The sequence below is a fragment of the Streptomyces sp. SS7 genome (genome assembly GCF_037993025.1).
Classification (GTDB): Bacteria; Actinomycetota; Actinomycetes; order Streptomycetales; family Streptomycetaceae; genus Streptomyces.
This window is the reverse complement of the sequence record NZ_CP141223.1, coordinates 7178161-7191164: the sequence shown is the minus strand read 5'-3', so window position 1 is coordinate 7191164 and position 13004 is coordinate 7178161. Positions and strand designations below refer to the sequence as shown.

The window sequence follows — 13004 nt, the reverse complement described above, 5'->3', positions numbered from 1 at the left end:
GTTCTCAGACCTTAACCCGGCGCGGCGGCAAAGGCCCCGACGGCCCTGGTCGGTGTCAGTGGGGTCGCGTACCGTGAACCTCACGTCCCTCTCATGAAGAACAGACGAAGACAGGAGACCGAAGGTGCCGGTCCTTCCTGGAGCCGAGCCGTACCGCCACGAGGGCGGGGAGGTCGGGGTCCTCCTCTGCCACGGCTTCACCGGTTCCCCTCAGTCCTTGCGTCCCTGGGCCCGGTACCTGGCCGGTCGGGGTCTCACCGTCGCGGTCCCCCTGCTGCCGGGGCACGGCACCCGCTGGGAGGACATGGCCCTCACCGGCGGCCCCGACTGGTACGCGGAGGTGGACCGCGAGCTGCGGGCCCTGCGCGAGCGGTGCTCCCGGGTGTTCGTGGCCGGACTGTCCATGGGCGGCGCGCTGGCGCTGCGGCTGGCCGCCAAGCACGGCGCGGACGTCGAGGGCGTGGTCGTGGTCAACCCGGCGAACAGGGTGCACGGGCTGTCGGCGTACGCCCTCCCCGTGGCGCACCACTTCGTGCGGTCGGCGAAGGGGATCGCGAGCGACATCGCGCGGGAGGGGAGCGTCGAGATCGGGTACGACCGGGTGCCGCTGCGCGCGGCGCACGCGCTGCGGATCCTGCTGCGGCAGATCGACGGGGAGCTTCCGCAGGTCACGCAGCCGCTGCTGCTCCTGCACAGCGTCCAGGACCATGTCGTCCCGCCGGCCGACTCGGCCCGGGTCCTGAGCCGGGTCTCGTCCACGGACGTGACCGAGATCCTCCTGGAACAGAGCTACCACGTGGCAACGTTGGACCACGATGCGGACCGGATCTTCGAGGAGAGCTACGCGTTCATCGCCCGGATCGCGCCCAGTGTCGGCAAGGAAGGGACGGCCGTAGGTGGCTGAGCACGACTCCGACCGCGAGGACCGGGAGGACCGGGACGGGCGGGAGGGCCTGGACGGCCAGGATGCCCGTCGGGGCCGGGAGCCCAAGGAGCAGAACGTGCCCTTCGACGAGGACGCCGCGTGGGCGGCGATCGTCGCGGGGTACGGGGACGAGCCGCCGGACCCGCCGGGGGCCAAGCCGTTCAAGTCGATCGAGGACCTGGCCCTGCTGGAGACCCGGACGAACGAGGACGAACCCCGGGACTCCGGGGAGGACCAGGAGCCGAAACCGGCCAAGCCGCTCGGTAGCTCCGTCTCGTTCGCGCCCGGTGTCGGCCCGCGTGACTACAGCGCGGCGGAGCCGGCCGAGGAGGACTTCGACGAGGAGGACGAGGGGCACTTCGTGCCGCCGGAGCCGCCGCCGCTGCCGGCCGCCGACACCACGGCCAAGTTCGCCTGGCTCGGGGTGGTCGGCGGGCCGCTGCTGCTGTTGCTGGCGGTCCTGCTGGGCTGGGAGATGACGTGGTGGCTGACCACGGTCTGCGTCGGCGGCTTCCTCGGCGGCTTCGCCACGCTGGTGGTCCGGATGCGCTCGGACGACGAGGACGACCAGGATCCCGGCCGGGGGGCCGTGGTCTAGTGCCGGCCCGGCTCTAGTGCCGGGATTCTGAGGGCGGCCAGGACCGGGAGGTGGTCCGTGGCCGCCCTCAGGTCGTTCTCGGTGACGCCGGGGAGGCCGTGGGGGACGCCGCAGCCGAGGATCTCCACGGCCTTCGTCACGAAGACGCCGTCGATACGGCGGTCGGGCGCGGCGGCGGGGAAGGTGTGCTCGGAGCCCCAGGGCACGGTGGCGCGGCAGTCGCTGAGGGTGTCGGCGAGGCGGGTGAACGCGGGGCCGCCGGGGCGCTCGTTGAGGTCGCCGCCGGCGATCGCGTGGTCCACGCCCATCCCGGCGAGACGGTCGAGGAGCAGGCCGGCCTGGTCGTGGCGTTCGTCCTGGTGCAGGCTCAGATGGCAGCTGATCACGCCGAGGCGGGCGCCGCCGATGCGGACCACGGCGGTGGCGAGGCCCCGGCGGTGCCGGCCGGGGGTGAGGGGGAGCAGGACGTCCTCGGTGCGCTCCGGCATGACGCGCAGGGAGCAGAGGATCGCCGGGCCGGCCGCGGTGCCGCCGCCCGTGAGGATCACCAGGTCGGTGGCCGCGGCGAGGCGGGCGAGCTTCTTGCGCCAGCGGAAGAAGAGCGGCGATTCCTGGAGGAGGACCAGGTCGGGTGTGCAGGCCGTGATGACCCGGGCGAGGGCGTCGGTGTCGTCGCGCAGGGAGCGGACGTTGTAGCTCAGGACCCTGATGACGGCCGAACCGTCGGGCTCGGTACCGGGATTCGGGAGCGGCGGCATGTGGATCAATCTACGCCCGACGAGGTGGGGCGCGAGGGTTGCGCGCGACTGCCGTTTCGCGTGGCCTGTCGCGTCGTCCCCGCGCCCCCGGGGCACATGAGCGTCACATGATGGGGTCGGGCTCTCTCGCCAGGTCCGCCGCGCCGACCAGACCCGCCTCGTTGCCCAGCTGGGCGGCGATCACATCGGCGACAGGACGCCAGTTGCCGCCCACCAGCCAGCGCTTGTACGACTTGCGGATCGGGTCGAGGACCAGTTCGCCCTCGTCGGAGAGGCCCCCGCCGACGATGAAGGCGGAGGGGTCGAAGAGGGAGGCGAGGTCGGCGAGGCCGGCGCCGGCCCAGCGGGCCAGTTCGCGGTAGGAGTCGACGGCGACCGGGTCGCCCTGGCGGGCGGCCATGGAGATGTGCTTGCCCTCGATGCCCTCGGGGGAGCCGTCGCCGAGGGCGAGCAGGATCTCGGCGTTCTCCGGGGTGGCGTTGGCGCGCTGCTTGGCGTACCGCACGAGGGCGCGGCCGGAGGCGTACTGCTCCCAGCAGCCCTGCGAACCGCAGCCGCACAGCAGGCCGTCCGGGACCATCCGGATGTGGCCGAACTCGGCGGCGACGCCGAAGTGGCCGCGGCGCAGCTTGTTGCCGATGATGATGCCGCCGCCGAGGCCGGTGCCGAGCGTGATGCAGATGACGTTGCGGTGGCCCTTGCCCGCGCCGAACTTGTACTCGCCCCACGCGGCCGCGTTGGCGTCGTTCTCGACGACGACCGGGAGACCCACGCGGGCCTCGACGTCGTCCTTGAGCGGTTCCTGGCGCCAGTCGATGTTGGGCGCGAAGTAGACGGTGGAACGCTGCCGGTTGACGTAACCGGCGGCGCCGATGCCCACACCGACGATCTCGTGGCCCGCGCGGGCGCCCTCCACGGCCGAGGCGATGGCGTCCACGATGGCCTCGGGCGTGGTGGGGGTCGGCACCTTGAAGGTCGAGAGGATGTTGCCTTCCTCGTCGACCACGCCGGCCGCGATCTTCGTGCCGCCGATGTCGACGCCGATGGTGAGTCCCATGAATCCCTCAGTTTCGGTCGAGCCCCGCTACGGCCAACGGTACCCGAGCCGCTGTTGCCGGATTCCCGTCGTCCGCCGGGCGGACGGGCGCCCCGGGCGTCCCTGAGGGTCCGCGCGGTCAGTCGAGGTCGATGCGCTGTCCCGGGCCGGTGCCCTCGCCATCGTCACGGGGGTCGTCGCGCGGGTCGTCCTTCAGGTCGCGGTCGGGGCTCGTCCAGCGCTGTTCCTGGTGCTGGACGGCGGAGCGGTAGGCGGCGAGGAGTTCGCCGCCGGCCGCGGCGAGGTGGTCGAAGACGTCGGGGTTGCGCTCGATGACGGGTTCGACGGCGGCCTTGGCCTGCTGCACGACCTGGCGGACCACCTGCTGGGCGGCACCGCCCGCGACGGCACCGAACAGCGGGGACTGGATGCCGGAGAGCTTGTCGGCGACGGTCTCGACGAGCTTGCGCAGTTCCTCGGCTGCCGAGCCCTCCGGCCGGCCCTGCTCGGCCCGGCGGCGGGCCTTCTCGCGGGCCAGGTCCTCGGCACATGCGGTGGCCCAGGCGTCCGCGTCGGTCGCGCGGAATTCCTCGGCGGCCTCGTCCCGGGCGGCGTCGGGCGTGGGGCGCTCTTCGCTCATGACGGACTCCTGGTGGCTTCTGCAGTCCTGCTGGTGCTGTCCGGCTGGTCTGTCCTGCTGGTGCTGTCCTGACGGGGCGACGCCGATGACGGATCGCCCCTCTCGACGTTACCCGAACGGGGGTATGCGGTTCACCGCCCCTGCGGCCACAGGCCGGGATCCGGCGCGAACCGGATGCGCAGCTCGCCGTCGCGCAGGGCGGCGCCCTCCACCGTGCAGCGGCGCAGGGCCGAGGGCAGCGGCACGATCCGGCGGAAGGGGCCCGCGGCGAGGACGAGTTCGTCGCCGCGCCGGACGAGGTCCAGCTCGTCGCGCAGGGCGCCGGGCAGCGGGATGTGCCAGACGAGGACGCCGTCCTCGGCGAGGCGGTCGGCGACGGCCCACTCGACCGGGGAGCCGGCCGTGTTGACGGGGGGCACCGCGAGCGCCGTGAGGTCGTCGGCGCCGCGCGGGTCGTGGCCCAGGTGGGCGACGGTCCGCGCCACGCCCTCCCACTCCGCGAGCGCCTTGCGCTGCTGGCCGACCAGCCGGCCGAGCCAGCCGTCGTCGGCCGCGCTCTCCGGCAGGACCCGGTTGGCGACGAGCGACTCGACGGGCAGGGCGCGCAGGGCGAGCCCGAGCCGGGCGTCCCGGACGGCGTCGGCCCCGGCCGGGCCGGGTTCGGCGACGAGCCGTACCGCGGTACGGGGGTCGGCGAGGACGGCCTGTACGGCGGCCAGCTCCAGGTCCCAGCGGCCGGTGGTCTCGTACAGCCACTCGGCGGGCATCGGCACCCCGGCGAGCCGTCCGAGGACGGGCCGCAGCGCACGGGCGGCCTGGCGCTCCGGTGGCAGCAGCCGGCGCAGATAGCGGCGCAGCTCCTCGGGGAGCGCGAGCAGCGCGAGGGCCTGGGCGGTGGGCGGCAGGTCGACGACGAGCAGGTCGTGCGTCTCGGCGAGGGCGGCGTCGCGCAGGGCCCGCAGCAGGGTCAGCTCCTCGGCGCCGGGGAGCGGGGTGACCTCCTCGGTGTCGAGTCGGGCGGCCCCGAGCAGATCGAGCACGGTGGAGGCCCGGTCCTGGAACGCGGCGAGGTCGTCGCGGAACGCGGTGGTGGCGTCGGGCCGCCAGGCGGTGAGGTGAGACAGGACCCGCACCGGCGCGCCCCCGGTCGGGACACCGAGGGCGGCGCCGAGGCTGTCGCCCCGGTCGGCGCTGAGGACGAGGGTGCGTACGCCCGCGCGGGCGGCGTCCAGCGCGGTGGCGGCCGCGACGGTCGTACGCCCGCTGCCACCGGGCCCGATGATCAAGATGGTGCGCATGAGGAGGAACGCTAACCGAGTCGCACCCTCAGCCTACGTGCCGGACTCGACCCGCTTCTTCAGGCCGGCCAGCGCCCGGTCGATGATGACCTTCTCGGCCTTGCGCTTGATCATCCCGAGCATGGGGATCTTGACGTCGACGGTCAGCTGGTAGGTGACCTCGGTGGCGCCCGCCCCGGCCGGCTTGAGGAGGTAGGACCCGTCGAGCTGGCGGAGCATCTGGGACTTCACCAGCGTCCAGGACACCTCGTGCTCCCCGGTCCAGGTGTACCCCAGCACCTGGTCGTCCTTGATCGCGCCGGCGTCCATGACGAGCCGCACCTGCTCGGCGCGGCCCCGGCTGTCCTCCTTGAGGACCTCCGCCTGCTTCACCTCGCCGGTCCAGTCGGGGTAGCGGGCGAAGTCCGCGATCACGGCCATGACGTCGGCCGGTGCCGCCTCGATCGTGATGCTCGAACTGGTGTGTTCCGCCATCGCCGTGACTCCTCCGGATACGGGCCCGTAAAGGTACGTGTGTGCAGCGTGAAGGCTACCGCGCGCCCGACCTGCCGCCTTCACCCCGCCTCGCGATCAGGTCACCGCGTCCGTCACCACTCCAGCGCCCACGGCTTCCCGCTCCCCGCGAAGTGTCCGACGTTGACGCATTCGGTGGCGCCGATCCGCATCCGGCGGGCCAGCGGCTGGTGGACGTGTCCGAAGAGGGAGTACCGGGGGCGGGTGCGGTGGATCGCGTCCAGCAGGGCGCGGCTGCCGCGTTCGAAGCGGCGCGCGACGGTGTCGTAGACGAGTTCGGGCACCTCGGGCGGGATGTGGGTGCAGAGCACGTCGACCTCGCCGACGGCCTCGATCTTCGCGGCGTACTCCTCGTCGCTGATCTCGTACGGCGTGCGCATGGCCGTGCGGAGCCCGCCGCCGACGAAGCCGAAGACCCGGCCGCCGATCTCCACCCGTTCGCCGTCCAGGACGGTGGTGCCGGGGCCGGCGAACTCGCGCCAGAGCTGGGGCATGTCGACGTTGCCGTAGGTGGCGTACGTCGGGGTGGGGAAGGCGGGGAACATCTCGCCGTACTGCTTGCGCACGGCCTTCTCGATGACGGCGGCCCGGTCGCCGTCGACGCCGCTCCACAGCCGGCGGCCGAGTTCGCGGGCCTCCTCGAAGCGGCGGGCGGTGCGCAGCTCGACGAGCCGGTCGGCGTTCTCGACGCCGAAGAGGTCGGGGAAGATCCCGCGGGAGTGGTCGGCGTAGTCGAGGAAGAGGACCAGGTCGCCCAGACAGATCAGCGCGTCCGCACCCTCCCCGGCCCGGGCCAGGTCACGGGCGTTGCCGTGCACGTCACTGACCACGTGGATGCGTGTCCTGCGGTTACCGGCGGGTGTGGAGGCCATGACGATCAAGAGTAGGCCTGTGCGGCATAAGTGAACAGTGCCGACGGAAATAGCGGTTACTGGCCAGTCAGTAAAGGGGTGGACTACTGTGCGCGAGGAAACCCCAATCTGTGTGACGCAGCGAACATCTCGTCGGCCCCCCCTGTCGAAGACGCCATACCGGCGGGTAACGTCCGGGCAGTCCAGTCGTGCTCAGGATTTCAACGATCGATGTCCGAGCACCGCCCGAGCCGTGGACCGCACCGTCGCATCACACAACGTCGTGGCGCCGGCGCCCTATGAGGAGCAGCAGTCTTGCGCGAGTTCAGCCTTCCGGCTTTGTACGAGGTCCCCGCGGACGGCAATCTGACCGACATCGTCCGCAGAAACGCCGCGCAGCACCCCGATGTCGCCGTCATCGCCCGCAAGGTGGGCGGTGCCTGGCAGGACGTGACCGCGACGGCCTTCCTGGCCGAGGTGAAGGCCGCCGCCAAGGGCCTGATCGCCTCCGGTGTGCAGCCGGGCGACCGGGTCGCCCTGATGTCGCGGACCCGCTACGAGTGGACGCTGCTGGACTTCGCGATCTGGTGCGCGGGCGCGGTGACCGTGCCGGTGTACGAGACCAGCTCGGCCGAGCAGGTGCAGTGGATCCTCTCCGACTCGGGTGCCACCGCGATGATCGTCGAGCTGGACGCGCACACGGCCGCCGTCGAGTCGGTGCGCGGGACGCTGCCGGCGCTCAAGCACGTCTGGCAGATCGAGGGCGGGGGTGTGGAGGAGCTCGGGCGGCTCGGCCGGGACGTCTCCGACGCCACCGTGGAGGAGCGCGGCTCGCTCGCCAAGGCGGACGACCCGGCGACCATCGTCTACACCTCGGGCACGACCGGCCGGCCCAAGGGCTGTGTGCTCACCCACCGCAGCTTCTTCGCCGAGTGCGGGAACGTGGTGGAGCGGCTGCGTCCGCTGTTCCGCACGGGCGAGTGCAGTGTGCTGCTCTTCCTGCCGCTCGCGCACGTGTTCGGCCGGCTGGTGCAGATCGCCCCGATGATGGCGCCGATCAGGCTGGGCACGGTCCCGGACATCAAGAACCTCACCGACGAGCTGGCCTCGTTCCGGCCGACGCTGATCCTCGGTGTGCCGCGCGTCTTCGAGAAGGTCTACAACTCGGCGCGGGCCAAGGCGCAGGCGGACGGCAAGGGCGCGATCTTCGACAAGGCGGCGGACACCGCGATCGCCTACAGCCGGGCGCTGGACCTGCCCTCGGGGCCGTCCCTCGGCCTGAAGATCAAGCACAAGGTGTTCGACCGGCTGGTCTACAGCAAGCTGCGGGCGGTGCTGGGCGGCCGGGGCGAGTACGCGATCTCGGGCGGTGCGCCGCTCGGTGAGCGGCTCGGTCACTTCTTCCGCGGCATCGGCTTCACGGTCCTGGAGGGCTACGGCCTGACCGAGTCCTGCGCGGCGACCGCGTTCAACCCCTGGGACCGGCAGAAGATCGGTACGGTCGGGCAGCCGCTGCCGGGCTCCGTGGTGCGGATCGCGGACGACGGCGAGGTGCTGCTGCACGGCGAGCACCTGTTCAAGGAGTACTGGAACAACCCCGCGGCGACCGCCGAGGCGCTGGCGGACGGCTGGTTCCACACCGGGGACGTCGGCACCCTCGACGAGGACGGCTACCTCAGGATCACCGGCCGCAAGAAGGAGATCATCGTCACCGCGGGCGGCAAGAACGTCGCCCCGGCGGTGATCGAGGACCGGATCCGGGCGCACGCGCTGGTCGCGGAGTGCATGGTGGTGGGCGACGGGCGGCCGTTCGTGGGCGCGCTGGTCACCATCGACGAGGAGTTCCTGGGCCGCTGGGCCGCCGAGCACGGCAAGCCGGCGGGGTCCACCGCGGCGTCGCTGCTGAAGGACGCGGACCTGCTGGCCGCGATCCAGTCGGCGGTCGACGACGGCAACGCCGCGGTGTCGAAGGCGGAATCGGTGCGGAAGTTCCGCATTCTCTCCTCCCAGTTCACGGAGGACTCGGGTCATCTGACGCCGTCGCTCAAGCTCAAGCGCAACGTCGTGGCGAAGGACTTCTCGGCGGAGATCGAGGCGATCTACGCCAAGTAGCCCCCCGGGCAGTCACCCGGACGGACGTCACACGAGCAGCACGGTCATGGCGCGGTGTCCTCGGCGAGGACCCGCGCCATCGTGCGCTCGGCGAGCGCGGTGATGGTGACGAACGGGTTGACGCCGATGTTGCCCGGCACCAGCGAGCCGTCGGTGACGTAGAGCCTGGAATACCCCTTCACACGCCCGTAGTCGTCGGTGGACCTGCCCAGCACACAGCCGCCGAGCGGGTGGTAGGTGAAGTCGTCGGCGAAGATCTTGCTGGGCGAGCCGAAGAGGTCGTACCGGTAGATCGTCGCGTTGGCGGAGTTGATCCGGTCGAACAGCTTCTTCGCCATGCTCACGGAGACCGCGCTCTGGGCGGCGCTCCAGTTCAGCCTGAGCGCGCCGTTGGTCCAGGAGAAGGCGGCCCGCTCGGGGTTCTTGGTGATCGCCAGATAGAGGCTGACCCAGTGCTCCAGGCCGGTCGGCAGCGGGGCGATCTCGGCGAAGACGGGGTTGTCGGCGTTGGCCCAGTCGTCGATGCCCATGACCGGCATGGTCGACTGGTTGGCGCCGACCGTGTCCCACAGGTGGTTGGCCCGGCCGAGCATCACGTTGCCGTTGGTGCCCCAGCCGGTGCCGACGCTGGCGTCCAGCGCCGGGAGCGCCCCGGTCTGCCGTGCCCGGACCAGCAGTTCGCTGGTGCCGAGGCTGCCCGCGCCGAGGAACAGATAGGTGCAGCCGTACTGCTTGGTCTCGACGACGGCCCCGGTGTCGTCGATGCGCTGGGCGGTCAGCAGCCAGGTGCCGTCGCTCGCCCGGCTGATCGCGGTGACCTTCTCCAGGGTGTGGATGGTCACCTTGCCGGTGCCGAGCGCGGACGCCAGATAGGTCTTGTCGAGGCTCTTCTTGCCGTAGTTGTTGCCGTAGATGACCTCCTGTCCGAGGGCCGACCTGGTGGCGGTCCCGGCGGCCTCGCGCTGCATGTAGCCGAAGTCGTACACGCTGGGCACGAAGGTGGTCTTCAGACCGGTGTTGGCGGCGGCCTTCCGGGAGGTGCGGCTGAACCGGTACCACTCGGTCGACTCGAACCAGGCGGGGTCGACGCTGTTGACGCCGAGCATGGCGCGGGCGCGCGGGTAGTACGTGCCGTACATCTCGGTGACGTCGACGGTCGGGAACTGCTCGGCGAAGTAGGACTGGAGCGGGGTGACCGCCATCGAACCGTTGACCAGGGAGCCGCCGCCGACCCCGCGGCCGACGAAGACGGACATGTTGTCGAAGTGCACCCGGTCCAGGACGCCCGGGTAGGGGCTGATGTCCTTGTTGACGACGTCCAGCCAGAGGAAGCTGGCCAGCGGCGCCTCGGTGCGGGTCTTGAACCACATGGAGCGCTGGTCGGGGCTGGCGGTGTTGCAGAAGATCTTGCCGTCGGCACCGGCGGTGTTCCAGAGCCGGCCCATCTCGAGGACGAGTGTGCGGATGCCGGCCTGGCCGAGGCGCAGGGCGGCGACGGCGGCTCCGTAGCCGGAGCCGACGACGATCGCGGGCGCGGACTCGACCGCGGCGGGCTCGTCCGCACGGGCCGACTGCAGGCCGATGCGGGTGAAGCCGAGGGTGGCCGCCGTCTGCAGGGCGGCCATACCAAGGATTTGACGTCTCGTCAGCTGATGCTGCATCAGTTTGGCTGTCATGTGCGCAGCATCAGCGGATTTCCGCCGTCCGGCTAGAGCAAAAGGGGAAAAGTCTAGAGCAATGTTTTCAGCTGCTCCGCGAGCAGGTCCCAGCGCCACTTCTCCTCCACCCAGCGCCGCCCCCGCTCCCCCATGCGGCGGCGCAGCTCGGCGTCCCCGAGGAGGGCGACGATCCGCTCGGCGGCCTCGGCCGGGGAACCGCCCCGCACGACCCAGCCCGTCTCCCCGTCGAGCACGGCGTCGGGCGCCCCGCCGGAGTCCCCGGCGACGACGGGCAGCCCGGTGGCGGACGCCTCCAGGTAGACGATCCCGAGGCCCTCGACGTCCAGCCCGCCCCGCCGGGTCCGGCAGGGCATCGCGAAGACGTCCCCGGCGCCGTAGTGCGCGGGCAGCTCGCTCCAGGGCACCGGCCCGGTGAACCGCACGGAGGCGCCGACCCCGGTCTCCCGGGCCAGCCGGCGCAGGTCCTTCTCGTACGGCCCGCCGCCGACGATCAGCAGCACGGCGTCCGGCTCGGCCGCGAGGATCCGGGGCAGGGCGAGGATCAGCGTGTCCTGGCCCTTGCGCGGCACCAGCCGCGAGACGCACACCACCACCGGCCGGTCGGTCAGCCCGAGCCGTGCCCGCACCTCGTCGCCGCCCGAGCCCGGGTGGAAGGTCTTCTCGTCGACGCCCGGCGGCAGCTGCACCATCCGCCCGGCCGCCGCCGGGCTCAGCGCGGTCGCTATCCGCGAGCGGGTGTACTCGCCCAGATAGGTGAGCGTGTCCGTGGCGTCCCCGATCCGGCCCAGCAGCTGCCGGGCCGCGGGCAGCTGCGCCCAGCCGGCCTCGTGCCCGTGGGTGGTGGCGATCAGCCGCTCGGCGCCGGCCCCGCGCAGTGCGGGCGCCATCAGTCCGAGCGGCGCGGCGGCCCCGAACCACACCGACGTGCACCCGTGCTCCCGCAGCAGCGCGGCGGCCCGCCGGGTCGCCCCCGGGGTCGGCAGCAGCATCGTCGTGGAGTCCCGTACGACGGTGAAGGGCTGCTCGGCGTCGAAGGCGGCGGTCGCCTCGGCGCCCTCCCGGCCCCGCTTCCAGGTGGAGGCGTAGACGACGAGCCTGCCGGGGTCGAGCCGGAGGGCCATGTTGTGCAGGAACGCCTGGATACCGCCGGGACGGGGCGGAAAGTCGTTCGTCACGATCAGGGTCTTGTGCATCGGGGCCGACCCTATCCAAACGCGCCTCACAGCCGCGCCCGGCCGCGCCTCACAGCCGATGGGGGGATCATGGGCGCTGGGGACGGACAGTCCCGTACAGACCCGTACACACCCAGCAGAGAGCGACGGGACGGACACCGGTGGAGATCACGGAGGCGGGACGGCCGCGCACCCGGCTGCTGGCGACCTGGGGCGTGACCCGGCTCGTGCTGCTCCTGTTCGTCTTCCGGGTGTTCCTGTTCCCCGGCCCGGACGTGACGACCGACGTGTCGTCCATCTACCAGGGCTGGTACGAGGTGCTGCGCACCGGGAGCTTCCCCTCGGCGGACGTCACCTGGCAGTACCCGCCCGCCGCCGCCCTCGCGATCCTCTCCCCCGCCCTGCTGCCGTTCCTCGGCTACGCGGAGGCGTTCTTCGTCCTGGCGTTCCTGGCCAACCTGGCCGTCCTGGTGCTGCTGCTGCGCGCGGGCCTGCGTCCCCGCCGCTCGCTGCGCGGCGCCCGGCTCTGGGTGGCGGGCCTGCCGCTGCTCGGCCCGACCGTCTACGCCCGCTACGACGTGATGGTCACCGCGGTCGCCGTGGCGGCCCTCCTCGCGGGGGTGCGGCACCCCCGGGCGATGGGCGCGCTCACCGGCTTCGCCGCGCTGCTGAAGGTGTGGCCGGTGCTGCTGCTGGCGGGCGCGGTGCGGCGCCGGGCGTGGGGCGCTGCGGCACTGACGGTCGCCGCGCTGTCGGTCCTGTTCGCGGTGCTGATGCCGGGCGCCTTCGCCTTCCTCGCCTTCCAGCGCGACCGCGGCACCGAGGTGGAGTCGCTCGGCGCCCTGGTCCTGCACGTGGCCCGGCAGTTCGGCTGGCGGGGGCGGGTGCTGCTGAACTACGGCTCGGTGGAGTTCCTCGGCCCGTACGTGTCCGTGGTGAGCGACGGGGCGCTGTTCCTGACGGCGGTCGCGTTCGGCTGGCTGCTGTTGTGGCGGCTGACGGCCCGCCGGATCGCGCCGCACACCCTGGCGGACGCGGCGTTCACGGCCGTCCTGCTGTTCACGGTGACCAGCCGGGTGATCAGCCCGCAGTACCTGGTGTGGCTGGTGGGCCTGGCCGCGGTCTGCCTGTGCTCCCGCGCGACCGCGATGACCGGCCCCGCCGTGCTGGTCCTGGCGGCATCCGCGGTGACCGTGCTGGAGTTCCCGGTGTACTTCGCGGACGTCGTCGCCGGTACGCCCCTCGGGGTGACCCTGCTGGTCGTGCGCAACGGCCTGCTGCTGGCCGCCGCGCTCACGGCCGCCGTACGGCTGTGGCGCGCGACCGTGCCGGGGCGCGCGCCGGACGCGGACGTGCCGCACCGGGACACCCGCACGAGCGAGACGGCCCGGGCCACCCCCTGACCCACACGCCCGCGCTCGC

12 protein-coding genes are annotated in these 13004 nt (G+C 72.3%); 4 read left to right on the top strand and 8 right to left on the bottom strand.

Going from position 1 to position 13004, the window contains the following annotated elements:
- The first annotated feature begins 124 nt into the window (after positions 1-124).
- Positions 125-904 (top strand): alpha/beta fold hydrolase, encoded by a 780-nt coding sequence (locus U5640_RS32995; RefSeq protein WP_340380667.1) that lies wholly within the window; start codon positions 125-127, stop codon positions 902-904.
- Positions 897-1523: a hypothetical protein gene (locus tag U5640_RS32990; RefSeq protein WP_340380665.1), complete on the top strand. Its 627-nt coding sequence runs from the start codon at positions 897-899 to the stop codon at positions 1521-1523. The genes U5640_RS32995 and U5640_RS32990 overlap by 8 nt, the downstream gene beginning before the upstream one ends.
- On the opposite strand, the gene U5640_RS32985 is transcribed toward U5640_RS32990, so the two are convergent.
- The 6 genes from U5640_RS32985 to U5640_RS32960 form a co-directional block, all read right to left on the bottom strand.
- A complete protein-coding gene (locus U5640_RS32985; RefSeq protein ID WP_340380663.1) occupies positions 1520-2281 on the bottom strand; it encodes an endonuclease/exonuclease/phosphatase family protein in 762 nt (253 codons plus the stop codon). The two genes, U5640_RS32990 and U5640_RS32985, sit on opposite strands and share 4 nt — an antisense overlap.
- A 103-nt stretch (positions 2282-2384) precedes the next feature.
- Entirely contained in the window at positions 2385-3338 is a 954-nt protein-coding gene (locus U5640_RS32980) for an ROK family glucokinase (RefSeq protein ID WP_340380662.1), read from the bottom strand.
- Between the two features lie 118 nt (positions 3339-3456).
- Positions 3457-3957, bottom strand: coding sequence for a DUF5304 domain-containing protein (locus U5640_RS32975; RefSeq protein ID WP_340380661.1), 501 nt, complete (start codon positions 3955-3957; stop codon positions 3457-3459).
- 131 nt (positions 3958-4088) lie between these two features.
- Entirely contained in the window at positions 4089-5255 is a 1167-nt protein-coding gene (locus U5640_RS32970) for an ArsA-related P-loop ATPase (RefSeq protein WP_340380660.1), read from the bottom strand.
- 33 nt (positions 5256-5288) lie between these two features.
- The gene (locus U5640_RS32965) at positions 5289-5729 is read right to left on the bottom strand and encodes an SRPBCC family protein (RefSeq protein WP_340380658.1); all 441 of its coding nucleotides are present in this window, start codon (positions 5727-5729) and stop codon (positions 5289-5291) included.
- A 113-nt stretch (positions 5730-5842) separates the two neighbouring features.
- On the bottom strand, positions 5843-6598 hold the full coding sequence (locus tag U5640_RS32960) for a metallophosphoesterase (protein WP_340385477.1): 756 nt from the start codon (positions 6596-6598) through the stop codon (positions 5843-5845).
- Between the two features lie 336 nt (positions 6599-6934).
- On the opposite strand from U5640_RS32960, the gene U5640_RS32955 reads away from it, so the two are divergent.
- Positions 6935-8731, top strand: a complete 1797-nt coding sequence (locus U5640_RS32955; protein ID WP_340380656.1) for an AMP-dependent synthetase/ligase — start codon at positions 6935-6937, stop codon at positions 8729-8731.
- Positions 8732-8775: 44 nt separating this feature from the next.
- Here the strand turns inward: U5640_RS32955 and U5640_RS32950 are convergent, their stop codons facing one another.
- Both U5640_RS32950 and U5640_RS32945 read right to left on the bottom strand, forming a co-directional pair.
- The gene (locus U5640_RS32950; RefSeq protein ID WP_340380654.1) at positions 8776-10356 is read right to left on the bottom strand and encodes a GMC oxidoreductase; all 1581 of its coding nucleotides are present in this window, start codon (positions 10354-10356) and stop codon (positions 8776-8778) included.
- A 104-nt stretch (positions 10357-10460) separates the two neighbouring features.
- Complete coding sequence (locus U5640_RS32945; protein WP_340380652.1) at positions 10461-11603, bottom strand: glycosyltransferase family 4 protein; 1143 nt, start codon at positions 11601-11603, stop codon at positions 10461-10463.
- Between the two features lie 140 nt (positions 11604-11743).
- Between U5640_RS32945 and U5640_RS32940 the strand changes: the two genes are divergently transcribed.
- Positions 11744-12985 (top strand): glycosyltransferase family 87 protein, encoded by a 1242-nt coding sequence (locus U5640_RS32940; RefSeq protein ID WP_340380650.1) that lies wholly within the window; start codon positions 11744-11746, stop codon positions 12983-12985.
- Positions 12986-13004: the final 19 nt, after the last annotated feature.